The 23,231-nt window shown below is 66.2% G+C and carries 23 protein-coding genes, 1 tRNA gene and 3 pseudogenes; 11 read left to right on the forward strand and 16 right to left on the reverse strand.

What is annotated here, in order from left to right; genetic code table 11:
- Positions 1–14 precede the first annotated feature (14 nt).
- A complete protein-coding gene (locus ACHMXE_RS19800) occupies positions 15–929 on the forward strand; it encodes a dimethyl sulfoxide reductase anchor subunit family protein (RefSeq protein WP_395352722.1) in 915 nt (304 codons plus the stop codon).
- Positions 930–942: 13 nt separating this feature from the next.
- Here ACHMXE_RS19800 and ACHMXE_RS19805 read toward each other — a convergent pair whose 3' ends face one another.
- Positions 943–1,215 (reverse strand): hypothetical protein, encoded by a 273-nt coding sequence (locus tag ACHMXE_RS19805; protein WP_395350911.1) that lies wholly within the window; start codon positions 1,213–1,215, stop codon positions 943–945.
- A gap of 174 nt (positions 1,216–1,389) precedes the next feature.
- On the opposite strand from ACHMXE_RS19805, the gene ACHMXE_RS19810 reads away from it, so the two are divergent.
- The gene (locus ACHMXE_RS19810) at positions 1,390–2,049 is read left to right on the forward strand and encodes a hypothetical protein (protein WP_395350912.1); all 660 of its coding nucleotides are present in this window, start codon (positions 1,390–1,392) and stop codon (positions 2,047–2,049) included.
- Entirely contained in the window at positions 1,989–2,144 is a 156-nt protein-coding gene (locus ACHMXE_RS19815; protein ID WP_395350914.1) for a helix-turn-helix domain-containing protein, read from the forward strand. The genes ACHMXE_RS19810 and ACHMXE_RS19815 overlap by 61 nt, the downstream gene beginning before the upstream one ends.
- Before the next feature lie 64 nt (positions 2,145–2,208).
- Here ACHMXE_RS19815 and ACHMXE_RS19820 read toward each other — a convergent pair whose 3' ends face one another.
- From ACHMXE_RS19820 to ACHMXE_RS19840, 5 genes and pseudogenes are all read right to left on the reverse strand, one after another.
- The gene (locus ACHMXE_RS19820) at positions 2,209–2,973 is read right to left on the reverse strand and encodes a carboxylesterase family protein (protein ID WP_395350916.1); all 765 of its coding nucleotides are present in this window, start codon (positions 2,971–2,973) and stop codon (positions 2,209–2,211) included.
- Positions 2,974–3,046: 73 nt separating this feature from the next.
- Positions 3,047–3,778, reverse strand: a pseudogene (locus ACHMXE_RS19825) (carboxylesterase family protein); the annotation flags it as partial.
- Positions 3,742–4,341, reverse strand: a complete 600-nt coding sequence (locus tag ACHMXE_RS19830) for a GNAT family N-acetyltransferase (RefSeq protein ID WP_395350918.1) — start codon at positions 4,339–4,341, stop codon at positions 3,742–3,744. The pseudogene ACHMXE_RS19825 and the gene ACHMXE_RS19830, both read right to left, overlap by 37 nt.
- A 10-nt stretch (positions 4,342–4,351) precedes the next feature.
- Positions 4,352–5,309, reverse strand: a pseudogene (locus ACHMXE_RS19835) (phosphate acetyltransferase).
- Positions 5,310–5,327: 18 nt separating this feature from the next.
- A pseudogene (locus ACHMXE_RS19840) lies at positions 5,328–6,373 on the reverse strand (LacI family DNA-binding transcriptional regulator).
- A 443-nt stretch (positions 6,374–6,816) separates the two neighbouring features.
- Here ACHMXE_RS19840 and ACHMXE_RS19845 point away from each other — a divergent pair.
- From ACHMXE_RS19845 to ACHMXE_RS19855, 3 genes are read left to right on the forward strand one after another with little or no spacing between them, the layout of a single operon-like run.
- Positions 6,817–7,797 (forward strand): extracellular solute-binding protein, encoded by a 981-nt coding sequence (locus tag ACHMXE_RS19845; RefSeq protein WP_395350920.1) that lies wholly within the window; start codon positions 6,817–6,819, stop codon positions 7,795–7,797.
- 19 nt (positions 7,798–7,816) lie between these two features.
- The gene (locus tag ACHMXE_RS19850; protein WP_395350922.1) at positions 7,817–8,740 is read left to right on the forward strand and encodes a carbohydrate ABC transporter permease; all 924 of its coding nucleotides are present in this window, start codon (positions 7,817–7,819) and stop codon (positions 8,738–8,740) included.
- A gap of 5 nt (positions 8,741–8,745) precedes the next feature.
- The gene (locus ACHMXE_RS19855; RefSeq protein ID WP_395350924.1) at positions 8,746–9,555 is read left to right on the forward strand and encodes a carbohydrate ABC transporter permease; all 810 of its coding nucleotides are present in this window, start codon (positions 8,746–8,748) and stop codon (positions 9,553–9,555) included.
- 138 nt (positions 9,556–9,693) lie between these two features.
- Here the strand turns inward: ACHMXE_RS19855 and ACHMXE_RS19860 are convergent, their stop codons facing one another.
- A complete protein-coding gene (locus tag ACHMXE_RS19860; RefSeq protein ID WP_395350926.1) occupies positions 9,694–10,530 on the reverse strand; it encodes a hypothetical protein in 837 nt (278 codons plus the stop codon).
- 117 nt (positions 10,531–10,647) lie between these two features.
- On the opposite strand from ACHMXE_RS19860, the gene ACHMXE_RS19865 reads away from it, so the two are divergent.
- The 4 genes from ACHMXE_RS19865 to ACHMXE_RS19880 all read left to right on the forward strand — a co-directional run bounded on the left by ACHMXE_RS19865 (position 10,648) and on the right by ACHMXE_RS19880 (position 13,029).
- Positions 10,648–11,364 (forward strand): Sir2 family NAD-dependent protein deacetylase, encoded by a 717-nt coding sequence (locus tag ACHMXE_RS19865; RefSeq protein WP_395350928.1) that lies wholly within the window; start codon positions 10,648–10,650, stop codon positions 11,362–11,364.
- Positions 11,365–11,573: 209 nt separating this feature from the next.
- The gene (locus tag ACHMXE_RS19870; RefSeq protein WP_203202225.1) at positions 11,574–12,056 is read left to right on the forward strand and encodes a type VI secretion system tube protein Hcp; all 483 of its coding nucleotides are present in this window, start codon (positions 11,574–11,576) and stop codon (positions 12,054–12,056) included.
- Between the two features lie 88 nt (positions 12,057–12,144).
- Complete coding sequence (locus ACHMXE_RS19875) at positions 12,145–12,513, forward strand: hypothetical protein (protein ID WP_395350929.1); 369 nt, start codon at positions 12,145–12,147, stop codon at positions 12,511–12,513.
- Positions 12,514–12,741: 228 nt separating this feature from the next.
- Positions 12,742–13,029 carry a hypothetical protein gene (locus ACHMXE_RS19880; RefSeq protein WP_395350931.1) on the forward strand — a complete coding sequence of 96 codons (288 nt, stop codon included), beginning with the start codon at positions 12,742–12,744 and terminating at the stop codon, positions 13,027–13,029.
- Positions 13,030–13,031: 2 nt separating this feature from the next.
- On the opposite strand, the gene ACHMXE_RS19885 is transcribed toward ACHMXE_RS19880, so the two are convergent.
- The 3 genes from ACHMXE_RS19885 to ACHMXE_RS19895 form a co-directional block, all read right to left on the reverse strand.
- A complete protein-coding gene (locus ACHMXE_RS19885) occupies positions 13,032–13,253 on the reverse strand; it encodes a hypothetical protein (protein ID WP_395350933.1) in 222 nt (73 codons plus the stop codon).
- A 206-nt stretch (positions 13,254–13,459) separates the two neighbouring features.
- Positions 13,460–15,319 carry a DNA/RNA helicase domain-containing protein gene (locus ACHMXE_RS19890; protein ID WP_395350935.1) on the reverse strand — a complete coding sequence of 620 codons (1,860 nt, stop codon included), beginning with the start codon at positions 15,317–15,319 and terminating at the stop codon, positions 13,460–13,462.
- Positions 15,316–15,723, reverse strand: a complete 408-nt coding sequence (locus ACHMXE_RS19895) for a nucleotide pyrophosphohydrolase (protein ID WP_395350936.1) — start codon at positions 15,721–15,723, stop codon at positions 15,316–15,318. The genes ACHMXE_RS19890 and ACHMXE_RS19895 overlap by 4 nt, the downstream gene beginning before the upstream one ends.
- 157 nt (positions 15,724–15,880) lie before the next feature.
- Here ACHMXE_RS19895 and ACHMXE_RS19900 point away from each other — a divergent pair, with 157 nt between their 5' ends.
- A complete protein-coding gene (locus ACHMXE_RS19900; protein ID WP_395350938.1) occupies positions 15,881–16,717 on the forward strand; it encodes an HNH endonuclease in 837 nt (278 codons plus the stop codon).
- A gap of 25 nt (positions 16,718–16,742) precedes the next feature.
- Here the strand turns inward: ACHMXE_RS19900 and ACHMXE_RS19905 are convergent, their stop codons facing one another.
- The 6 genes from ACHMXE_RS19905 to prfB form a co-directional block, all read right to left on the reverse strand.
- Complete coding sequence (locus ACHMXE_RS19905; protein ID WP_395350940.1) at positions 16,743–17,207, reverse strand: DUF4124 domain-containing protein; 465 nt, start codon at positions 17,205–17,207, stop codon at positions 16,743–16,745.
- A gap of 102 nt (positions 17,208–17,309) precedes the next feature.
- Positions 17,310–17,385: transfer RNA gene (locus ACHMXE_RS19910), tRNA-Thr, on the reverse strand.
- Between the two features lie 25 nt (positions 17,386–17,410).
- Positions 17,411–18,424: a class 1 fructose-bisphosphatase gene (locus tag ACHMXE_RS19915; RefSeq protein ID WP_093340257.1), complete on the reverse strand. Its 1,014-nt coding sequence runs from the start codon at positions 18,422–18,424 to the stop codon at positions 17,411–17,413.
- Between the two features lie 43 nt (positions 18,425–18,467).
- The gene (pepN, locus tag ACHMXE_RS19920; protein WP_395350942.1) at positions 18,468–21,185 is read right to left on the reverse strand and encodes an aminopeptidase N; all 2,718 of its coding nucleotides are present in this window, start codon (positions 21,183–21,185) and stop codon (positions 18,468–18,470) included.
- Positions 21,169–21,855: an HAD family hydrolase gene (locus ACHMXE_RS19925; RefSeq protein ID WP_395350944.1), complete on the reverse strand. Its 687-nt coding sequence runs from the start codon at positions 21,853–21,855 to the stop codon at positions 21,169–21,171. Before ACHMXE_RS19925 ends, pepN begins: the two co-directional genes overlap by 17 nt.
- Positions 21,856–21,904: 49 nt before the next feature.
- A protein-coding gene (gene prfB, locus ACHMXE_RS19930; protein WP_143129059.1) for a peptide chain release factor 2 occupies positions 21,905–23,009 on the reverse strand; the annotation gives its coding sequence in 2 pieces (ribosomal slippage) (positions 21,905–22,927 and positions 22,929–23,009; 1,104 coding nt in all).
- Positions 23,010–23,231 lie beyond the last annotated feature (222 nt).

Below are 23,231 nucleotides of genomic sequence, written 5' to 3' on the forward strand. Positions count from 1 at the left end.
CATCCGCCTTCTCGATCCTCTTCTTCACCACGCTGGCCGGCGCCGCGCAGGGCCTGGTGGCCGCGCTCGCGCTGGCCGTGCTGTTCGGCCTCGGGCTGTCGCCGGGCTTCCTCGGCAGCGCGCTGGCGCTGGCCGAAGTGCTGCTGGTCGCGGGCCTCGCGGCCTCGTTCATGCACCTGGGCCGCAAGACGCGCGCATGGCGCGCGGTGCTGATGTGGCGCACCTCGTGGATGTCGCGCGAGGTGATCGTGCTGCCGGCCTTCATCGCGCTGGTCGCGCTGTGGTGGCTCGCGCTGCGGCTCGATGTCGCAGCGTCCTGGTCGGTGCTGCTGCCCGTGCTGGTGCTGGGGGGCGCCATCGCGCTGTGGTACTGCACCGCGATGATCTATGCCTGCCTGCGCTTCATCCAGGAGTGGGCGCATCCGCTGACCATCGCCAACTTCATGCTGATCGGGTTGTCGTCGGGCCTGGTGCTGGCCTGCGCGCTCGCGGCGTGGGCCGGCGAGGCGCGCTTCGTGCAGGCCTTCGGCCCATGGGCGCTGGCCCTCACGCTCGTGGCCTGGGCCGTGCGTGCGTTCAGCCTGCGCCGCAATGCGCGGCTGCGCCCACGCTCCACCCTGCAGTCGGCCACGGGCATCCGCACGCACAAGCTGGTGCAGAAGTCGATGGGCATGTCGGCGGGCTCGTTCAATACGCGCGAGTTCTTCCATGGCGCCTCGCAGCTCGCGCTGCGCCAGGTCAAGCTGGGCTTCCTGCTGCTGGCCTTCGCGCTGCCCGCGCTGCTGCTGGCCTGGGGCCTCGCGAGCGCGGCCGCGCTCCCCTGGCTGCTCGCGGTGCTGGTGCAGGCGCCGGGCTTGCTGGCCGAGCGCTGGTTCTTCTTCGCGCAGGCGCGGCATCCGCAGAACCTGTACTACCAGGTGGTGTCGTAGCCGCGGCAACTGCTTACTGGGTGCCGGTCTGGCTCTGGCCGCCGCCACCACCGTTGCCGGTCACGCCGCCCACGCCCGCCGTGCCGCCGCCGCCCGGGCTCGCGGCTTGCGAACTCGGCGCGGGCTGCGTCATGCCTTGCGAGCCCGCAGTCGCGGCGTCATTGCGGCGATGCGACATGACGTTGTAGCCCGCCACCAGCAGCATCACCACGATCACCGCGCCAATGGCCCAGCGGAACACCCGCTTGTTGTCGCGCTCGTCGTTTCTGGCCTGTTCGATTCTCATGGTCGCTTCCTTTCGGGGATGCCTGGAACGGCTTCAAGTTGCAATGCCACGCGCGGGCCGCCTGTCGGACGGCGGCGCGCACGCATGCAGGCGCTAGGGTTAGCACGCTGGCCGGATGCCGGGTGGTGATGCAAAAACACGCGTTGCCTTCCGAACGACAGGTTGCCCCTTCCGATGACCGACCACCTGTATTTCTTCAGTGCGAATTCCTACGTCTACGCCTCGCGCAAGGACGACTTCCCCGCCACCTCCAGACCCCATGCGGTGCTGCTGTTCTCCGTCGACGGCACGCCGCTCACGCTGCGCACGCCGCGCGGTCAGTTCGTGGGCGGTGCGATCGCGGTGGCGCCGCAGACGGTGCGCACGCTGAGCATGTCGACCGCGGGCCTGGTGAGCATCAACCTGCCGCCCTCGTCGCCGTTCTTCAGTGCCTTCAGCAGCATCGTGCCGCCGGGTGCGCACGTGCTCGAGCGCAAGGCCTTCAGGCTCTTCGACGGCTTCCTCGCCGGCATGCACGAGGGCGCGCGCAAGCCCGCGCAGGCCGAGGAGATCTTCCACGACCTGGTCACGACGGCGGTGGAGCAGCTGCCGCGCGCGCAGCGCATCGACACGCGCGTGCTCGAGGTGCTGCGCTACCTCGACGAGGCGCCCGAGGCCACGCTGGTCGAACTCGCGCGCGCCTTCGAGCTGTCGCCGCACCGCATGTCGCACCTGATCTCCAATTCGCTCGGGCTGTCGTTCGTGCCTACCAGGCCTGGCGCAAGCAGGTGCGCGTGTGCAAGCTCCTGTACTCGGGCCGCTCGCTCACCGACATCGCGCACGAGGCGGGCCTGAGCGACTCGGCGCATCTCTCGCACTTCTACCGGCACTGGTACGGGCAGAGCCCGTCGTACTCGCGCGACCGCGAGTCGGTGAAGTTCTTCTCCTGATCCCGCCCACAGAAAAAGCCGCCGCGGGGCGAACCTCGCGGCGGCTTGCTTCAGGGTGGCGCGTTCAGCGCGGCATCTGCTTCGTCGTCACGGTCGAGAAGCCCGTCTTCACGATCGAGGGAATGCCGATGTCGAGGTACTGGTCGGCATCGTCGTACTTCGGCCAGGTCACGCCGACCTTGGCGACGTTGGGATCGCCCGTGGTGGCGAAGCGGGTCCACATGCTCATCACCTCGTCGCTGAGCCGGTAGTCACGATCGCTCACGCCCGGGTCGGCCGGGATGTCGGGGCTCGCGGGCAGCAGCGAGGTGCCGTAGATGCGCCCGACCGTGGCGAGCGAGCCGTACTGGTAGGACACCTCGAGCCCGTGGTAGGCCGCCACGCCCGCATTGGCCCAGTTCACCGGCACGTGCGTGAAGATGTAGGTGTAGATCGGCGACTTCTGCACCTTCACCATCTGCTTGAGGAAGTTGCCGCGCAGTGGGTTCGCCGCCGTGATCTCGGCGCCGCCGTTGCCCACCATGAAGGGCACGTCGCTGTGCTTGTTGTCGAGGATCAGGTTGCCGATGGTGTCGGGCAGCGACCAGTCGTCGACCGTGAAGGCCGTGGTGTAGCCGCTGCCGCTCGCGAATGAGGCCGCGACGATGTCCTGCCACGGCTTCTTGCGCAGCGCGTCGATGTCGGCCGCGCCCACCTTGGCCATCAGCTTCACGCCGTACTGCTCGGTCTGCGCAAGCGGCGTGCCGGCGGTGGTCCAGCCGGCTTCGGCGATGGCGCGATGGAACAGCCCCTTGGCCAGCGGCGAGGCCACGAGCCAGTTGGTCTTCATGCCGCCGCCCGAGTCGGCCCCAGATGGTGACGTTGCCGGGATCGCCGCCGAAGCCTTCGATGTTCGCCTGCACCCATTCGAGCGCCGCGATCAGGTCGAGCTGGCCGTAGTTGCCCGAGGACTTGTGGGCCGACTCGGCCGTGAGCGCCGGATGCGCCATGTAGCCCAGCGCGCCGATGCGGTGCTGCACCGTGACCGACACCACGCCGTGGTTGGGCAGGTTCGGCAGGTTGTCGCTCGCGCGGTTCACCGAGCCGGTGGTGAGGCCGCCGCCATGGAACAGCACCATCACCGGCAGCTTCTCGCCCTTCTTCTTCGCGGGCGTGGTGATGTTGAGGCGCAGCACGTCCTCGCCCATGCCGGACTCGGGCACGGCGTCGTAGACGGGCGAGGCGGGGAAGGGCTGCGGCGCCATCTTGCTGTAGCTGGTGGCGGCATACACGCCGTCCCACGCGGCCGGCGGCTGCGGCGGCTTCCAGCGCAGGTTGCCGACCGGCGGCGCGCCGTAGGGGATGCCCTTGTACTGGTGCACCTGCGTGTCGCCTTCGCCGACCGTGCTGCCCGACACCTTGCCCGAGGCGGTCTGGATCGGATCGGCATAGGCGTTCGCATCCGCCGTGGGCGGCGGATCGCCGCCATTGCCGCCCGACGCGGGTGGCAGCGGGATGAATCCGCTGCCGCCGCCACCACCGCCGCCGCATGCCACCAGCCCCGCGCTCAATGCGAGGGCCATGAACCACTTCATCCCCGTACCTTTGTCCTGACGTTTCATGTCTCCACACCTGGTTGTTGAGTGAGCTGGCATCGTAGGAACGCAGGTGCGCGCACGCTTGTACCGAGATGCTGTGCTGACGCTGGCGCGACAACAGCAACTCGGTACAAGCGCGAGCGATGGGAACGTGCTTGTGCGTCTACGCGTAGAGCGTCTTCTGCATGAAGACGCTGAGCGGGTCGTCGGTGTAGCTGCCGAAGGGACCGCGCCGCTCGTAGCCGAGCGCGGCGTAGAGGGCGATGGCTTCGGGCTGGAAGGGACCCGTTTCGAGCTGGAGCAGCTTGCAGCCCGCGGCGATGGCTGCGGACTCCAGCGCCCTGAAGCAACTTCCGCGCGATGCCCCGGCCCCGGTAGTCGGGCGCGACGTACATGCGCTTGATCTCGCCCTGCGCGGCGCCGAGCACCACCGCGCCGCAACCGATGGCCCGCCGCGTGTCATCACGCGCGACGAAGAACAGCACGTTGGATCGCTTCAACGACGCGAGGTCGAGCAGGTGTCGGCTCTCCGGCGGATAGAGCGTGTCCTGGTAGGCATCGAGCTCGGCGATCAGGGCGATCACCTCGGGCTGGTTGGGCGATTCGGGCGCGATGGTCATGGGCCGAAGGCTAACCCACGGCCTTGATGAGCCGGTCTCGCCCCGCCTTCGCGAGCATCGACGCGACGGCGCACGAGGCCAGCCGCGCCGCTTCCGAGTCGGCGCGGCTCGTGAGGATCACCGGTACCCTGGTGCCGAGCACGATGCCGGCCGCATAGGCGCCGCCGAGGAAGGTGAGGCTCTTCGCGAGCATGTTGCCGGCATCGAGGTCGGGCACGATCAGCACGTTGGCGCGGCCCGCCACGGGCGAGACGATCCCTTTGATGCGCGCGGCCTCGGCGTCGATCGCGTTGTCCATCGCGAGCGGGCCGTCGAGCTGCGCGCCCGTGATCTGGCCGCGGTCGGCCATCTTGCAGAGCACGGCCGCGTCGAGCGTGGAGGGCACCTTGGCGTTGACGGTCTCGGTGGCCGAGAGGATGGCCACGCGCACGGCCGGCATCAGTAGCGCATGCGCCGAGGTCGATCGCGTTCTGCACGATGTCGACCTTCTCCTCGAGCGTGGGCGCGATGTTGATGGCCGCGTCGGAGATGACCAGCGGCTGCGCATGGCCGGGCACGTCCATCACGAAGCAATGGCTGATGCGCCGCGAGGTGCGCAGGCCGCCTTCGCGGCGCACCACCGCGCCCATCAGCTCGTCGGTGTGCAGGCCGCCCTTCATCAATGCGTCGACCTCGCCGCGCAGGGCCATCGCCACGGCCGCGTCGGCCGCGGCATGGCTGTGCGGCGCATCGACGATGGCAATGCCCGAGAGGTCGATGCCGATCTCGTGCGCTGCCGCTTCGATCTTCGCGCGCGGGCCCACCAGCGTGGGCGCGATCAGGCCCAGCGCGGCCGAGGCGAGCGCGGCCTCGAGCGACACGGCATTGGCCGGATGCACCACCGCCACGCGCAGCGGCGGCAGGCCACGCGCGGTGGCGATCAGGCGGTCGTAGTGCGGATGCGTGGCGGTCGGTGTCGGCGAGCTCATGCGGGGGGTCCTTCTCTCTCAGCGTGCCGGCGCCGCGGTGGAGCGGCGCACGATCAGTTCGGCGGGCAGCGTGACGCGCGTGGTGCCGGCGCCGACGCCGGCGATCTGAGCCAGCAGCGTGCTGACCGCGGCACGGCCCATGTCGGCCAGCGGCTGGCGCACGGTGGTGAGCGCGGATGCACCTGGGCCGCGGCGGCGACGTCGTCGAAGCCCACCACCGAGACGTCCTCGGGGATCCGCAGCCCATGCTCCTGGAACACGCCCATCAGGCCGAAGGCGCTGAGGTCGTTGGCGGCGAAGACGGCGCTGGGACGTCGAGGCAGCGCGAGCAGCTGGCGTGCCGCGTTGCGGCCGCCCTCGAAGTCGTACTCGCCGGGCACCACCAGCGCCGGGTCGCGCTCCAGTCCGTGCACCGCGATCGCGTCGTCGTAGGCGCGGCGCCGCTCGAGCGCCGACTCGAACTTCTCGGCGCCGGCGACGAAGGCGATGCAGCGGTGCCCGAGTTCGGCCAGGTGCTTCATCGCGGCGCGCGCGCCGCCGTAGCTGTCGGACGCAACGCAGGGCAGCTCGCCCGGCTCGCCGGGGCTGTCGATCATCACCACCGGGAAGCGCTCCGCCGCCATCTCGGCCATCGGGTCGAGCCGGTAGGGCAGCAGCGCCACCAGCCCCTCGGTGGACTGGCGCAGCAACTGCAGCACCTCGGCGGAGGGCGGCCGCTCGTTGGGGCCGCGCGAATAGACCAGCACCTCGATGCCGGCGGCGGCCGCCGTTTCGACCACGCTGCCGACGATGTCGGCTACGAAGGGATGGTTCAGGCGCGTGGCGATCAGTCCGATGAGGCGCGGACGCCCACCGGACTTGGGGGCGGCCCGGTGGCCCTCGTAGCCGAGTTCGGAAGCGACCTTCAGCAGCGCGTCGCGGGTCTGGGAGGAAACGCCGGGCTGGTTGTTGACGGCCCGCGAAGCGGTCATGACCCGACACGCCGGCTGCCGCCGCGATGTCGGCCAAGGTGATGTGGGTCCGCGCCATGTGCTGGAAGTGAAGCGTTGTACTGGGAGCATCATAACGTTCAGGTAACGTTCTTCTGTAACGTTATTCACGGTTTCGCTATAGATTACATGGTATTTCCCAGCATTGAGATAATTAACGTTAACAATATCGTTATGACGTCTCGATCTTCTTCAGGAGTGGGCAAGGCAATGAAACCTCGGTCTGTCGCCGGCGGCTGGGCCATCTCCGCCGGTTGCATCTTCGGCTACGTCGCGGCGCAGGGCGCGCCGGTCATCACGGCCTGGGACATCCAGACCCAGCCTGGCGTCTCGCGGGTGCTGCAGGACGCCGGCAAGCGCTTCGAGAGCAGCCATGCCGGCTACACGGTGCAGCGCTCGCCGATCGCCAACGAGGCCTACAAGGTCAAGCTCAAGATCGCCTTCGGCGCCAACCAGCCGCCGTGCGTGTTCGCCAACTGGGGCGGTGGCCTGCTGCGCGAGTACGTGAAGGCCGGCAGGTGCTCGATCTCTCGCCCTACCTGGCGCGGGACGAGGCCTTCCGCGCGCGCTTTCTTCCGCGGGCCTTCGACGCCACCACCTTCGACGGCAAGGTCTACGGCCTGCCCGGCGAGGAGACCTCCGCGGCCGTCGTCTTCTACAACGCCGAGCTCTTCCGCCGCCACGGGCTGAAGCCGCCGCGCACCTGGCCCGAGCTGATGGCGCTGGTGGGCACGCTCAAGAGGCTGGGCATCGCGCCCTTCGCGCTGGCCAACAAGTCGAAGTGGCCGGGCTCGATGTACTTCATGTACCTGGTCGACCGCATCGGCGGCCCCGACACCTTTCGCAAGGCGGCGGCGCGCACGGGCGGGGAGGGCTTCGCCGCGCCGGCCTTCGTCGAGGCCGGCCGCTACCTGCAGGAGCTGGTGAAGGCGGGTGCCTTCGCGCCGGGCTTCAACGGGCTCGACCACGACACCGGCGCCTCGCGCCGGCTGCTCTATGCGGGCAAGGCCGCGATGACGCTGATGGGCAGCTGGGAGCTCGGCAACATGCAGAACGAGAACCCGGCGTTCCGCAAGAAGGTCGACTTCTTTCCCTTTCCAACCGTGCCGAACGGCAAGGGCGCGAGCGATGCCGTCATCGGTTCGATCGGCACCAACTTCTACAGCATCTCCAGCGCCTGCAAGTCGCCCGAGGCCGCGTACGCGCTGATCAAGACCATGGTCGACGACGAAGCCGTGCGGGCCCCGGCTGGCCAACAGCCGCATGGTGCCGGTCAAGGGGCTGAAGGTCGCCGATCCGCTGCTGCAGCGGTTGATGAGCACGGTCGTGAGCGCGCCGTCGGTGCAGCTCTGGTACGACCAGGAACTGCCGCCGCAGCTCGCCGAGCTGCACAAGGACACGGTGCAGGCGCTGTTCGGTCTTTCGATGACGCCCGAGCAGGCCGCGCTCAAAATGGAGGCGCTGGCGGCGCGGATGCCGCGCTGAGCGCCGGCCCGTGACCGGCCAGGAGCCTTCATCGTGAATTCGCGCGTCACCGTCCTCGCACCGACGCCGCGGCGCCGCGCCGCGCTGGCGCGGCGGCTCGCGCCGGTGGTGTTCCTGGCGCCGGCCGTGTTGTTGATGCTGGTGTTCCTGGTCTATCCGCTCGTCGACAGCTTTCGTCTCTCGCTGTTCGAGTGGAACGGCCTGAGCGCCGACCGCGTCTTCGTCGGCCTCGGCAATTGGGCCGAACTGCTGCACGACACGCAGTTTCTGCACGCGCTGCGCAACAACCTGCTGCTGGCGCTGCTCTCGGTATTGATCCAGCTGCCCATCGCGCTCGCGCTGGCTTTGCTGCTCGAGCGCGCGGGCCGTGGTTCGCAGTGGCTGAAGATCCTCTACTTCCTGCCGCTGCTGTTCTCCAGCGTCGCGCTGGGCGTGGTCTTCAAGAACATCCTCGATCCCAACTTCGGCCCGCTCAACACGCTGCTGCAGGCCATCGACCTGCCGTGGCTGGCGCAGGACTGGCTCGGCGACACGCGCCTGGCCCTGCTGTCCGTGGCACTCGTGGTCTGCTGGCAGAACATCCCTTTCCACATGATCCTGTTCATGGCCGGCCTCGCCTCGTTTCCGCGCGAACTCGCCGAGGCCGCGCGCCTCGACGGCGCGCGCCCGGCCAAGGTGTTCTGGACGATCCAGCTGCCCTGGCTGCGCGGCACCCTTCGCGTCGCCGCGATGCTCGCCGTGATCGGTTCGCTGCGCTACTTCGACCTGGTCTACGTGATGACCGGCGGCGGCCCCGAAGGCGCCTCGGAGCTGATGGCGACCTACATGTACCGCACCGTGTTCTCGTCCTACCGGCTCGGCTACGGCAGCACGATCGCCTCGGCCATGTTCCTGGTCGTGACCTTGATCGCCGCGCTCGGCCTGCGCCTGACGCGGCGCTTCGCGACCCCGGTGTGACATCGATGCTCGCTCGCTCTCGTCCCCCGACACGCGGCCTGGTCTGGCTGCTGGCCCTGGCCTGGCTCGCGGTCACGCTGCTGCCGATCGCCTTCATGCTGCTGACCAGCCTCAAGTCGCAGCAGGACATGTTCTCGGGCAGCCTCTGGGCCTGGCCCGAGCGCTTCGACTGGAGCCACTACCTGTCGGTGCTGCGCGGCGGCTATGCGGGCTATCTGCGAAACAGCCTGCTGGTGGTCGGCGCCTCGGTGCTGCTGGTGATTGCGGCGTCGACGATGGCAGCCTATGCGCTCGCGCGCCTGCGGTTTCGCTTCAACCATGCGCTGCTCGGGCTGATCGTCGCGGCGATGGTCGTGCCGCTGCACGTCACGCTGGTGCCGGTCTATCTGATGACGCGCAACCTCGGGCTCTACGACACGCTGTTCGCGCTGATCGGTCCCTACGTCGCCACCAGCCTGCCGGTCTCGATCGTCATCCTGACCGAGTTCATGCGCCAGATCCCGCGCGAACTCGAGGAGGCCGCCGAGATCGACGGCAGCGGTCCGTTCGCCATCTTCGGGCAGATCTTCCTGCCGCTGTCCGGCCCCGGCATCGCCACGGTGGCGATCTACAACGGCATCCACCTGTGGACCGAATTCATCTTCGCCTACGTGCTCACCAGTTCGCCCGGCATGCGCACCCTGCCGTTGGCGCTGTGGGACTACCAGGGCGAGTTCTCGTCGAACATCCCGCGATGCTCGCCGTGGCGACGCTCACCTCGCTGCCTCTGCTGGCCGCCTATGCGATCGGGCAGGAGCGGATCGTCAAGGGAATGATGGCGGGCGTGCTCAAGGGCTGAGTCGAGCCCGCGATCGCAAGGCTCGAAAGGGCGATGCAGACCTCGAGCGTCGCCCGGTCGAAAATTTTTTAAATCGGCAGGAGGTTGCATGTTCGAGTCGTGCACGTGGGGCCATTCATGCGGGCCGGGCCGGCTGGCGCACCAGCGCGCGGGCCACCCGCCACGCCATCCACAACAGTGCGATCGGCAGCACCACCGTTTGCAGCGCGAACAGCGCGATCAGCTTCACGATGCGCTCGGCCCAATCCGAGGCCGAGCGAATGATCTGGTCGTAGGTGGCCTTGAGGTTGGGCAGCTTCGGCAGCCAGCGTTCGATGCGTTCCTTCCAGCCCTCCTGCGCATTGGGCTGTGCCTCCTGCGTGGTGTCGACCACGGCGGCCGGCGACTTCTCGATCAGCGCGAGCGCCGACTGGTACTCGTCGGCCATGAAGACGCGGTACAGAGCCTCGTTGGCCATGGCCGACAGCGGCACCGCGAAGCGCACCAGCAGCAGCCCGATCAGCAGCGACTGCAGCCAGCGCGGCGAACGGCCGCTGTGCCAGCGCCAGGCGATCCACGCCAGGGTCACCGCGCAGACCAGCACCGACATGTACGCATGCGCGCCGATCTTGAGCAGCACGAGCTGGATGCCGAAGGACACGCTGGCCGCCAGCATGATGGCCGCGAACTGTTCGATCAGTTCGTTGAGCGGCTTGAGCGCCTGGCCCGGCGCGAGGCTCACGCCGATGCCGCCGGGCGTGGCGTCGACCTGCGTGCCCTGCGCCACCGACACCACCGCGCCGAGCGCGCGTGCGGCGGCGAAGGTGGTGAGGGCGCGCTTGAGTCCGTCCTCGACCTGCGCGCGCGCGGGCGTGTCGATCGGCGCGACCCAGCAACCGAGCAACACCACGAGGGCGACGGCGAGGAGATAGAAGCGCTGCAGCGGTCGGGTCGAAGGGGTGGTGCGGTTCATGGCGTGTGTGGAGGTGCGTGTGCGGCAGGTCCGAAGGCGCCGCGGCGTGCTTCTGGCATTCTCACGGCGAGCGTTCGATGCCGTCGTGCTCTTCTTGTTCCCCTCGGAGTCCTCTTCATGACAACCACCGTTCAACCCCGCAAGATCGTCGTGCTCTCGGGCTCGGGCGTGAGCGCCGAAAGCGGGCTGCCCACCTTCCGCGATGCCAACGGCCTGTGGAACAACCACCCGTGGCAGGAGCTCGCGAGCCCCGAGGGCTGGCAGCGCCATCCCGAGATCGTGCAGGCCTTCTACAACGAGCGCCGCCAGAAGGCCTGGGCGGCCCAGCCCAATGCGGCGCACGCGGCCGTAGCCTCGCTCGAGCCGGCCTACGAGGTGGTCATCGTCACGCAGAACGTCGATGCGCTGCACGAGCGCGCGGGCTCCACGCAGGTGCTGCACATCCATGGCGAGCTCGCGTATGCGCGCGGCACTTCGGCGCGGCGTCATCGCTATCGCATCGACGGCGCGCCGATCGAGATGGGCCGGCTGTGCGAAGACGGCACGCAGCTGCGGCCCGACATCGTGTGGTTCGGCGAATCGGTGCAGCATTTCGACGAGGCGCTGATGCACGTCACCACCGCCGCGCGCGTGCTGGTGGTGGGCACCTCGCTCGCGGTGCAGCCGGCCGCCTCGCTCGCGCGCTACGCGCACGCCAGTGCCGAGAAGGTGCTGGTGTCGCTCGAGATGGAGCAGGTGCCGCGCGGCTTCGTCTTCATGCGCGGCAAGGCGACCGAGCAGGTGCCGGCGCTCGTCGCGCGCTGGCTCGCGGAGGCGGGGCGAACCGGCAACTAGCTGTCGCCAACGCAGGCCCGTCATCGTGAGATGACGGGCTTTTTTGTGTCGCCTCGTTTTCGGCCTTCGCGCGCAAAGCCCCTGAAAGAATCGATTGGTCTTCAGGTTCCGAGCGCGTAGTGCTTTTTTCGCCGTGACCTTCTGCACTGGCGAGCGCCCCGCGCTTCACCTACCGTTCGGGCGGTTTCAACGCAACACGGGAGCAGCTCATGGCGGTAGACATGTTCATGCGCGTCGAAGGCGCGAATGGCGAATCGAAGGACGCGAACCACAAGGACTGGACGGACATCAGGTCCTTCGCATGGGGCGCGACCCAGCCCGGCAACATGGTCAGCGGTGGCGGGGGCGGCGTGGGCAAGGCCAGCTTCAACGACCTGCAGGTGCTCGCGCGCATCGACAAGGCGGCACCGGCCGTGCTGAAGAACTGCGCCAGCGGCAAGCACCTGAGCAAGGTCGAAGTGTCGGTCTGCAAGGCCGGCGGCTCGCAGATCGAATACACGCGCGTGACGCTCGAGGAAGTGCTGGTCACCTCGGTGCAGTACACGGCCGAGCAGGGCAGCGACGCCGTGTTCGTGCAGTACGCGTTCCAGGCCGCCAAGGTCAAGCAGCAGTACTGGGAACAGACCGACAAGGGCGGCAAGGGCGCCGAAACCCAGCTCGGCTGGAACATCAAGGAAAACAAGGAAGCCTGAGCGCCGCGCCAATCTGCACGGCAACCACGGCCAGTCTTCTCGAGGAACAACGCGTCGAAGGGCGCGTTCCATCCGGACGAAACCAGGAATGAATCCGCGGGCCGGAAAGCCGCCAGGCACAGGGGGCTCGGATATCGAGGCCGCGCGCGAGAACCTGCGCAACAACAAGAACGACGAGATCGAAGGCACCTTCTGCTACGCGCTGTTCGAGGACCGCGTGTTCGACGAGGCCCTGCTCGTGCCGCTCATGGCCGATATCGAATGCGTGCTGGGCCAGGACGAGGTGAGCCCCGAGGATCTCCGGCTCGCGCACTGGGTGATGCTGGGCATGTTGCGCTGCCTGTTCTCGCACTTCGATGCGAACGATCTCTACAGGATCGAGAACCTCGATGCGGAGGTTTATGGGCGGTGGAGTGGGGATTACTTCGAGCGGTTTCGGGCGTTGATGTCGCGTTGAGTTGCGCGCTTGTCACGACCGCGCCAACCAAATCGCCGGGTCCACAATTGTTCACCCCAAGGGCCTAGCCTGGTCCTCATTCTCTCCCTACATTCCAAGGGGTCACGCCCCGCGCAAGCTCCCCTAGCAAGCGCAAAGGCGAGGCACAAAAGGCGACGGCCGAGGTGCGCTAACACCCCGGCCGTCTAACCAAGTGACGTGCACATACCTTGCAGGAGAGCACACCAAATGGCTGAAGAGATTATGGCCGGCGCCCCCGCGCCTTCCGCGTTCATCCCGCCCACCACGCCGGATGCATTCGATCTACTCGAGAACAAGTTGTCCCAGCTGCATGCGCTGCTGAGCAGTTGCTATGGCATGGGCAGCGACTGGTTCGAGGAGATAGGCCCGCGGCGGCGCGACATGATGTTGTGGATCGCCAGCGACCTCACACGCGACGCCGAATGCCTGCTGCAGGAGGTGGCGCCTCAGGTCCTTCGCGGCCCGGGCGCGCTCAGCAGCCCAGGCGCTGCTTGATCTCACGCAAACGCAGCGATTGGGCCGAGACAAAATTCCGGCCCCGAATCTTCTTTGGATGCACCGCGATAGCTGATCGGCCCGATGTCGTCGTTCGACGCGCGTGGCCCCGTGTGGCAGGCCGGCGTGCAGTATCGGCAGCCGTTGACCTGCCGATAGAACGCCCGCGCCGTCTGCATCGCCGAACGGCAGTCCTCGTGCCAATCGAGCGACAGCGTGTTCACCGGATGCGGCCAAAAAATGCACCCCTGTGCGTGTACCTCATGGTCGCCATTGAGTTGTGCGGTCTTGTTGACGCAGTACTGTGGCATTTCGATCCTCTTGGCCCCTTTGCTTGGAGAGGATCGTAGGAGGGAGAGGGCGGGAGGTGAACGTCACTCCGGGTGATTGACATTTGTGGCCCGCCTTCGTACGGGTCAAGCCGATGCCGTCACGCAGCTGAAATTCGAGATCTAAAGTATTCATTTGTCTCTGCGTCGCTGCAATAGATGTAGCAACCCTTCATGCCGCGTGTCATGAGCGTGCGGTAGGTGTTCTTGATGATCAGGTCAGCCAAGGCCTTGGCTCTCTCGGGTGCAGCCTTGCGTTGAGTCTTGTAGCCGCGCAGTGTCTTGTCGTGACGGTCGCGCGCTTCAGGCACGGTGACGACTTCTCCGTTTCGCACGATGAGGTCGGGGCCGATGATCACGCCGATGTACTCGACTTCAAGGCCTTGGCAAGTATGGATGCAGCCGACTTCGTTGATCGAGTTGGGCGCGACGATCCACAAGCTGCCATCGACATCCAAGTTCCAGCGCCTGCGGTAGTCCGAGCCGATCACGATGTCGAAGGATTGCGGGCTCTTCTTGCTGGTCCAGGGCCAGCAGTAGCCGGCAACCACGCGGGCGGCATTCGTCGAGTTCTTTTGTTCGATGGCGGCGTGGAGTGCGCTGGGTGTATCGAAGACACGAAAGTCGAAGCTCGTATCTGCGAGCGTCTTGTTGGCGGTCTCGCGAACGTCGAGCGTGTTGTCGAGCCAAGCGATGTAGCCGTCCGATCCGCTGCACCTGAACTGCGAGGCCAGTTCGTGTTCGAGTAGCTCGGCGCCTTTGCCACCGCCGAAGCCGCGGATCGCTTCCTTGGTGCCGATGTCGCTCAGCGCGACGCGCTGGTCTTCATCGATGAAGAACACGGTGCACTTGGCAGCGGCGACCAACTCCTTGATTTGGTTTTCACCCAGGTTGCCGTAGAGGCCGCTCTTTTCATTCAGCCGGTGGGCTTCGTCCACGATCAGGACATCGAAGGTGTTTGGCGGCGTGTCGATGAAGCCGCCGGAACCGACGAATAGATTCGAGTACTGGGTACGCCGCATCGTGCCTGCCAGCTTGCTCTCGTACACCCGTCGGGGTGCGGCGTTTTTGGAGACGTACTTGCAGTTGAGCCCCGCGCTCGTCAGCGCGACCAGTGCGTTGATGGCCAAGACCGTCTTGCCGGTTCCTGGTCCTCCTTCGACGATCACTACCTTGGGATGCGTTGCAGATGCAGAGCGTCCGGCCGCCAAGATGTGTTCGTACGCTTCCTTCTGATCGTCGATCAGGATGAACTCGGCGTTTCCTTTGAGCAGTCCCGCCAAGCTGTCGCTCAAAGCCTTCGACGGTCGAATCCTTCCGTTGACCAGCTCGTAGAGAACCTTCGGATCGCCGTACTTGATGTGCTGCTTGATGAAGGCCCGCAGCTGGCTGCGCTCGGTCTCGCCCTTGAGGAACAGCGGGGCCTTCTCGATGTAGCCAGCGTAGTGATCGGAATCGATCACGCCATCGCGTTCGTAGTTGTGCAGGTACGCGCAGGCTTGGACGCCGATATCGCCCGTGTGCACCGCTTCGTTGAAGCCTTCGAGCAGGGAGGCGTACGACCATGCTTGGTAGGACGGGTGGACCACTTCGCGCTGACCCTTGCCCAGATGGGTGGTGACCAGGGCATCCTTGGTGGACGCCCGCACCTTCTCCCACTGCTTCAACTCGACGATCACGACCTTCTTTGATTGATCGGCGTCGCGACCCGTGAGGCTGATGTCGATGCGCTTGGAACTCTGCGGGATGTGAAGCTCGACTGCGATGCCTACGTCGTCAGGGATCAGCGGGTCACGCAAAACCTTCGACATGTACCCCAAGGATTCTTTCCACGAGCGCATCTCCGCAGTGGGAACCTTGCGGCCTGTCACGCTGTGGTACTTGCCGAGGATGACGTCTTCGATGTCCCTGTCGTCGTTGTCGCTGAGGAACTGGCCTTTGCTGGCTTCGTAGACGATCACTGCGAGCTCGCTCCTCGTTCCTTGGTGGCCTTCTTGCTGCTGCCGCGGACTTTGTCGGTGGGGTAGCGGAGCTCGTTGGCTTCGAGCTTTTGCTGCACAGCGGCATTCAGGTCCACGCCTAAGACCGAGGACAGGCGCACGAGGTAGAGCAGAACGTCGGCGAGCTCATCCTGAACCGCCTGCGCGGTCTGCGGATCGTTGCCAGCCTTGAGGGATTCCTTTTCGGTCATCCATTGAAAGATCTCGTTGAGCTCGCCGACTTCGCCGGTCAAAGCCATGACGAGGTTCTTGGGTGAGTGGAACTGCGTCCAATCGCGCGCTGCGGCGAAGGCTTCGAGTTCTTTTGCAAGACGTCGAACGTCAACCAGGTTGGGTTGGTGCGGCTCGCCATAAAGGTCGCTCACGTCTCACCTTTCTTGTGCTGCACAAGGCGCGTCTGGCGCTGACACGGGCTCGCTGACAGCCACTCGGGCCCAGTGGGTTTTGAGGATGATCGTTAAAGTATATTTCTAATCATTAACGAATCTGATCCACGATCGCCCGCGGCAGAAAGACCAGTCCGTGCCTGAGCCAAGTGCTGTCCTGCCTTCCTTCGAGGTTGGAAGAATCTATAACCGTCTAACGGACCTCCATGGACCATTTGGAGGCAGCCAGCGAAGCGGCATCTCGCCTTCAAAAAACTTTCCGGTTGTTTTCCTGTTTACCGGCGAGAGCGGAAATCGACATGGCTATGCCGACGTTCCGCTGGCAGATGGCAGCTTCCTATATACCGGCGAGGGCCAGCAGGCTGACATGGTGTTGAAGCGGGGAAATCTCGCGATCCTCAATCATTCGTTGAACGCTCGCGCGCTTCATCTGTTTCAGTCACCGGGCAAAGGAAAAGGGCAGCAATACCTGGGTGAGTTCGTCTATGACAGCCACACATGGACAGATGCTGAGGACACCAACGGTGCGAAGCGCAAGGCGATCGTCTTCAGACTCGTGCCGGTTTCAAGGCTGGAACACAGTGACCTTGTAGACGTGGATCAGATATCCACAGTCCCTTCGTTGAAAGAGGCCAGAGAACGAGCCGTTGCCGCAGCAAAGGCAGATGGCTCTCAAGTTGGCAAGTCAAGCCATCGCACTGTCTACGAGCGCAGCCGAGCGGTTCGCGACTATGTGCTCCTGCGCGCCGCGGGGCACTGTGAACTTTGCGAGCAGCCTGCGCCGTTCAAACGGAAGGGCGGGGATCACTACTTGGAACCCCACCACACCACCCGTGTTTCAGACGGCGGCCCTGACCATCCTCGATTCGTCGCGGCGCTTTGCCCGACATGCCATCGTGAGGTGCACTACGGTGAGCACGCCAAGCTGAAGAACGATGGGTTGGTCGAGAAGCTGCGCGCCATCGAGCCGTAGCGGAAGTCTTGATGCTTTGCAGTTCTCAGCACTTCAAATCGAAGAAGCGCTTGCGCGCCTTGTAGAGCTCTACATCCACCTTGGCCTTCGCTTCTGCGGTCGCTTGGTTTGCTTCGGCTTCCAGCGAGGGCATCAGCCGATCAAGATGGCTGCACTGCGCCTGATCGCCCGCCGGAAGGTTCACGCGGCGGCGTGCAACGTTCATCTCTTCGTGTGAGCGTCCGTGCAAGGGGCGCAGAGCCTTGTCGAACTGACGATGAAACTCATCTTGCTGAACTTCGCGACCCTTGCGAGAGCTCCCGCCCATCTTGTCCATGCCTTGGGTCGGCGTTGCGTCGATGACTTTGGCGCCTACACAGGGAGCGTCTGAGTAGGAGACTTTGCCGTTTGCCTCGCATCGGTAGACCTTGGGCTGGGCGTAAGCCGGCGAAGCGCTGAGCAGATGCAGGGCGACGGCGATGACACCGACAAGGAGCTTGCTCTTGGGCAAGGAGGTGTGAAACACGCGCGTCATATGAATCGAGCGACGAGACATGAGGCTGCCACAAGGAAAAAAGCCCCGCTATCTTTTCAATAGCGGGGCTTTTTAGATTGGTGCCGGAGAGATGAATCGAACACCCGACCTTCTCATTACGAATGAGCTGCTCTACCGACTGAGCTACACCGGCGAAGCCTGCGATTATAGCCAGGTTTTCAGGGCTTTTGAGCGTGGTACTGCGTTAGGCGCTCGACTTCGTTTCGCGAACCCAACATCACGCTGACGCGCTCGTGCAGCTTGGTGGGCTGCAGGTCCAGGATGCGCTGCTTGCCGTTGGTGGCGGCGCCGCCGGCCTGTTCCACCAGCCAGCTCATGGGATTGGCCTCGTACATCAGGCGCAGCTTGCCGGCCTTCTCGGGCTCGCGCTTGTCCCAGGGGTACAGGAACACGCCGCCGCGCATCAGGATGCGGTGCACGTCGGCCACCATGCTGGCGATCCAGCGCATGTTGAAGTCCTTGCCGCGCGGGCCTTCCTTGCCGGCCAGGCATTCGTCGATGTAGCGCTTCACGGGCTCGTCCCAGTGGCGCATGTTGCTCATGTTGATCGCGAATTCCTTGGTGTCGGGCGGAATCTGGATGTCTTCCTGCGTCAGCACGAAGCTGCCCTGCTCGCGGTCGAGGGTGAACATGGCGACGCCGTTGCCCACGGTCAGCACGAGGGTGGTCTGCGGGCCGTAGATGCAGTAGCCGGCGGCCACCTGCTGGGTGCCGGCCTGGAGGAAGTCGCCCTCCTGCACGCCGGGGTGCTCGTCGGGCTTCTTGAGCACGCTGAAGATGGTGCCGATGCTGACGTTGACGTCGATGTTGCTGCTGCCGTCGAGCGGGTCGAACATGAGCAGGTACTCGCCCTGCGGGTAGCGGTTGGGCACGACGTAGATGCTGTCCATCTCCTCGCTGGCCATGGCGGCGAGGTGGCCGCCCCATTCGTTGGCCTCGATCAGCACCTCGTTGGCGATGATGTCCAGCTTCTTCTGGATCTCGCCCTGCACGTTCTCGCTCTCGGCGGTGCCGAGTACGCCGCCCAGGGCGCCCTTGTTGACGGCCTGGCTGATGCTCTTGCAGGCACGGGCCACCACTTCGAGCAGCAGCCGCAGCTGGCCGGGGATGAGGCCGTCGGCGCGCTGCTGTTCGACGAGGTAGCGGGTGAGGGAAATCTTCTGTTGAGCCATGAGGGTTCTTCGGTTTCTCTTCGATGCGTTGCTTGTGTGCGGATCAGCTGCCGGCCAGGGCGCGGGTCACGACCTCGTGGGTGTCCTTGCTCAGGTCGGGCTTGGCGGCCACGCGCGCGATGGCTTCGCGCGCGGCGCTGCGGTAGGGCTCGGCGAGCTTGCTCCAGCGGTCGAGGGCGCGCGCGAGGCGGGCGGCCACCTGGGGGTTGAGGGCGTCGAGCTCGATGACGCGCTCGCTCCAGAACACGTAGCCGGCGGCGTCGGGGCGGTGGAAGGCGCCAGGGTTGGCGCTGCAGTAGCTGAAGATGACGCTGCGCGCGCGGTTGGGGTTCTTCAGCGAGAAGTCGGGGTGCTTCATGAGCTGCTTCACCAGCGGCAGGATGTCGCCGCCGCGGTCGCTGGCGCCGGCCTGCAGCGAGAACCACTTGTCGATGACCAGGGCCTCGTTCTTGAACAGGGCATGGAAGCGCGCGAGCGCCTGCGCGGCCAAGGTGTGGCCCGACGACACGAGGGCGTTGAGCGCGTTGAAGCGGTCGGTCATGTTGCCCGCGTCCTTGAAGCGCTGCAGGGTCTTGCCGGGCCAGACGGTGTCGCCCGAGGAGCGCGCGGCCAGGCACAGGAAGTTGAGCGCCATGCCGGCCAGGGCGCGGCGGCCCGAGCTCAGCGGATCGGGGCTGTAGGCGCCGGTGTCGTGGTGCGCCTCGTAGGCCTGCTGCCAGTCGCTGAAGAGGGCGGTGGCGAGCTGGGCGCGCATGGCTTCGCGCACGAGGTGCACGCGCTGCGGATCGACCACGTCGAGCTGCTCGGCGATGTAGGTTTCCGACGGCAGGGTGAGCACCAGCTCCTTGAAGGCGGGGTCGAGCCGCGGATGGCGCAGCACGCTGCGCATGGCCTCGAGGTAGGCCTCGCCGAGCACCGGGGTGGTGTCGGTGGCCAGGGCGGCGATGCCCTGCAGCGCGGCGCGCAGGCCCAGGCGCTGGCCGGCTTCCCAGCGGTTGAAAGGATCGGGGTCGTTGGCCAGCAGGGTCAGCAGCTGGGCGTCGCTGTACTCGAAGTCGAGGATCACCGGCGCGCTGAAGCCGCGCAGGATCGAGGGCACGGGCTCGGCGTCGAGGTTGGTGAAGGTGAACTGCTCGCCGGCGCGCGACAGCACCAGGGTGCGGGTGCCGACGCTGCCTTCGGCTTCGCCCTCGAGCTGCACGGGCAGCTCGCGGCCGCTGGCGTCGAGCAGGCCGAGGTTCAGCGGAATGACAAACGGGTCTTTGTTGGGCTGGCCCGGTGTGGGCGGGCAGCTCTGCAGCACGCTCAGGGTGTAGCTGCGGTTGGCGCTGTCGTACACGCCGCTGGCCTTCAGGCGCGGGGTGCCGGCCTGGCTGTACCAGCGCTTGAACTGGGGCAGCAGGCGCGCGAGTTCGGAGTCGGGGTTGGCGTCGGCGATGGCCTGGGCGAAGTCGTCGCAGGTCACGGCCTGGCCGTCGTGGCGCTCGAAGTAGAGGGTGATGCCCTTCTCGAAGCCCTTGCGGCCCACCAGGGTCTGCATCATGCGAACGACCTCGGCACCCTTCTCGTAGATGGTGACGGTGTAGAAGTTGCTGATCTCGATGTAGCTGTCGGGCCGCACCGGGTGGGCCATGGGGCCGGCGTCCTCGGGGAACTGGGCGGTGCGCAGCACGCGCACGTCCTCGATGCGCTTGACGGCGCGTGCCGAGGCGTCGGCGCACAGGTCCTGGCTGAACTCCTGGTCGCGGAAGACGGTGAGGCCTTCCTTCAGCGAGAGCTGGAACCAGTCGCGGCAGGTCACGCGGTCGCCCGACCAGTTGTGGAAGTACTCGTGGCCGACCACGCTCTCGACGTTGCCGTAGTCGGCGTCGGTGGCGGTGGCCTGGTTGGCCAGAACGTACTTCGTGTTGAAGATGTTCAGGCCCTTGTTCTCCATGGCGCCCATGTTGAAGTCGCTGGTGGCCACGATCATGAAGCGGTCGAGGTCCAGCGGCAGGCCGAAGCGGGCCTCGTCCCACAGCACCGAGTTGATCAGCGAGTTCATCGCGTGCTCGGTCTTGTCGAGGTCGCCGGCGCGCACGTACACCTGCAGCAGGTGTTCCTTGCCGCTGCGCGCCTTGATGCGCTGCTCGCGCGCCACCAGCTTGCCCGCGACCAGCGCGAACAGGTAGCTGGGCTTCTTGAAGGGGTCGACCCACTTGGCGAAGTGGCGGCCCTCGGGCAGGTCGCCGTGCTCGACCAGGTTGCCGTTCGACAGCAGCACCGGGTAGGCGGCCTTGGCGGCGCGCAGGGTGACGGTGTACATCGCCATCACGTCGGGCCGGTCGAGGAAGTAGGTGATGCGGCGGAAGCCCTCGGCCTCGCACTGCGTGAAGAAGGTGTCCTCGCTCACGAACAGGCCCATCAGCTTGGTGTTCTTGATGGGGCAGCAGGTGGTGAAGAGCTCGAGCTCGAAAGAGCCGTCTTCCGCCGAGGGCAAACCGTCGAGCACGAGCTGGTCGCCTTCCATGCGGAACGAGGCGCCCTGGCCGTTGACCAGCACGCGCGCGAGGTTGAGCTCGTCACCGTCCAGGCGCAGCGGCTGCGCCGGCACGTCGGGGTTGCGGCGCAGGCGCATGCGATTGAGCACGCGGGTCTTGGCCGGGTCGAGGTCGAAGGTGAGGTCGACGGTGTCGATCCAGAAGGCCGGCGGTGCGTAGTCTTCGCGGCGGATGGCGTTCGGTGCGGCTTGGGTACCGCTGAAATCAGGCAGCAACGGCATCGAGGGTCTCCAGAAAATTCGAATGGGCGAGTTCGTTGTAGTCGCGTACGGCGGCGATCACGTGGGGGCCGGCGAGTTCGGTGGCGCTGTGGGTGCTGCACACGGCCACGGCGCGCATGCCGCCGCGGCGCGCGGCCTCGATGCCGAAGGGGGCGTCCTCGAACACGATGCAGCGTTCGGGCGCCACGCCGATGCGGCGCGCGGCCTCGAGAAAGATGGCAGGCGTGGGCTTGCCGCTGAAGCCCTCGTCGCCGCCGACGATGGCCAGCGGCAGCGGGTCCATCTTCAGGCGCGACATGGCGAACTCGATGTTGTGGCGGTCGCCGGCCGTGCCCACGGCCACCTTCAGCCCGCGCGCCACGGCGGCCTTGGCGAAGGCGGTGAAGCCGGCCACTTCGGTGAAGTTGTCGGTGAACAGGGCGCGGTAGATCTCTTCCTTCTCGTGCACCATGGCCCGCGCTTCGTCGTCGGCGAGCTCGCGCTCGAACAGCTCGCGCATGCTCTCCACGCCGGTGCGGCCCGTGGTGCGGGCGAGGATCTCGCTCACATCGAGGTCGACGCCGTGGCGCCGCGCGAACTCGACCCACGAGCGCGCATGCCAGGGCATGGAGTCGATCACGGTGCCGTCCATGTCGAAGATCAGGGCTTCGACCTTGCCGTTGAGATTCATGCGGGGCTGCGCGGGTGGTTGCGGTGGTGACGAAAAGGAAGAGGCAGGATCAGACGCCCTGCTTGAGCGAGGCTTCGATGAACACGTCGAGGTCGCCGTCGAGCACCTTCTGGGTGGCCGAGATCTCGACGTTGGTGCGCAGGTCCTTGATGCGGCTGTTGTCCAGCACGTAGCTGCGGATCTGGTGGCCCCAGCCCACGTCGGTCTTGCTGTCCTCGAGCTTCTGCTGCTCTTCCTGGCGCTTGCGCATCTCGTGGTCGTACAGGCGCGAACGCAGGCGCTTCCACGCCACGTCGCGGTTGCTGTGCTGGCTGCGGCCGTCCTGGCACTGCACCACGATGCCCGTCGGGATGTGCGTGAGCCGCACGGCCGAGTCGGTCTTGTTGATGTGCTGGCCGCCCGCACCGCTGGCACGGAAGGTGTCGGTGCGCACGTCCGCCGGGTTGATCTCGATCTCGATGGAGTCGTCGATCTCGGGGTAGACGAAGATGCTCGCGAAGCTGGTGTGGCGACCGCCCGAGGAGTCGAACGGCGACTTGCGCACGAGGCGGTGCACGCCGGTCTCGGTGCGCAGCAGGCCGAAGGCGTAGTCGCCCTCGACCTTGATGGTCGCGCTCTTGATGCCGGCGGTGTCGCCCGGGGTCTCGTCCTCGAGCTGGATCTTGAAGCCCTTGCGCTCGGCGTACTTGGTGTACTGGCGCAGCAGCATGCTGGCCCAGTCGCAGGCCTCGGTGCCGCCGGCGCCGGCCTGGATGTCGACGAAGGCGTTCAGCGGGTCGGCCGGGTTGTTGAACATCCGGCGGAACTCGAGCTGCTTGATGTCGGCTTCGAGCGTGGCAGCGTCATCGGCGATGGCCTGCAGGCCGTCGACGTCGCCTTCTTCCTTCGACATCTCGTAGAGCTCGGTGTTGTCCGACAGGCCGCTGGTGAGGCGGTCGAGCGTGACGACGACGTCGTCGAGCGACTTCTTTTCCTTGCCCAGTTCCTGGGCCTTCTTGGGGTCGTTCCAGACGTTGGGATCTTCGAGCGATGCGTTGACCGTCCTCAGACGTTCGGCTTTGGCATCGTAGTCAAAGATACCTCCGGAGATCCACCGTCCGCACGCTCAGGTCCGCAAGCGTTGCGCCGATCTGGTTGATTTGTTCTGCGTCCATGGGGTGTCCTGACTGTGTGAGGGGAAACCGACGATTTTCTCATGGACGGGGATGGGGGCCGGCAGAGGCCCTGGATTGCGCCTCGGCGCGCGGGGAAAGGGGGTCTTTCTCCTTCCCCCGCTGGGGGAAGGTCGGGATGGGGGCGCCGGGGCGGTTGCCCCCGCCCGGCCGGTGCACAGGCCCGGTGCCCCCACCCCGGCCCTCCCCCAGAGGGGGAGGGGG

The sequence above is a fragment of the Variovorax sp. UC122_21 genome, from assembly GCF_044056785.1.
In the GTDB taxonomy this organism is placed as follows: domain Bacteria; phylum Pseudomonadota; class Gammaproteobacteria; order Burkholderiales; family Burkholderiaceae_C; genus Variovorax.

Coding starts and splice junctions, on each gene's coding strand:
- ACHMXE_RS19805 (WP_395350911.1), bottom strand. CDS start 1,215: ATGAGAATCGAACAGGCCAGAAACGACGAGCGCGACAACAAGCGGGTG.
- ACHMXE_RS19810 (WP_395350912.1), top strand. CDS start 1,390: ATGACCGACCACCTGTATTTCTTCAGTGCGAATTCCTACGTCTACGCC.
- ACHMXE_RS19820 (WP_395350916.1), bottom strand. CDS start 2,973: ATGAAGACCAACTGGCTCGTGGCCTCGCCGCTGGCCAAGGGGCTGTTC.
- ACHMXE_RS19830 (WP_395350918.1), bottom strand. CDS start 4,341: ATGACCATCGCGCCCGAATCGCCCAACCAGCCCGAGGTGATCGCCCTG.
- ACHMXE_RS19855 (WP_395350924.1), top strand. CDS start 8,746: ATGCTCGCTCGCTCTCGTCCCCCGACACGCGGCCTGGTCTGGCTGCTG.
- ACHMXE_RS19860 (WP_395350926.1), bottom strand. CDS start 10,530: ATGAACCGCACCACCCCTTCGACCCGACCGCTGCAGCGCTTCTATCTC.
- ACHMXE_RS19865 (WP_395350928.1), top strand. CDS start 10,648: ATGACAACCACCGTTCAACCCCGCAAGATCGTCGTGCTCTCGGGCTCG.
- ACHMXE_RS19870 (WP_203202225.1), top strand. CDS start 11,574: ATGGCGGTAGACATGTTCATGCGCGTCGAAGGCGCGAATGGCGAATCG.
- ACHMXE_RS19875 (WP_395350929.1), top strand. CDS start 12,145: ATGAATCCGCGGGCCGGAAAGCCGCCAGGCACAGGGGGCTCGGATATC.
- ACHMXE_RS19880 (WP_395350931.1), top strand. CDS start 12,742: ATGGCTGAAGAGATTATGGCCGGCGCCCCCGCGCCTTCCGCGTTCATC.
- ACHMXE_RS19915 (WP_093340257.1), bottom strand. CDS start 18,424: ATGGCTCAACAGAAGATTTCCCTCACCCGCTACCTCGTCGAACAGCAG.
- pepN (WP_395350942.1), bottom strand. CDS start 21,185: ATGCCGTTGCTGCCTGATTTCAGCGGTACCCAAGCCGCACCGAACGCC.
- ACHMXE_RS19925 (WP_395350944.1), bottom strand. CDS start 21,855: ATGAATCTCAACGGCAAGGTCGAAGCCCTGATCTTCGACATGGACGGC.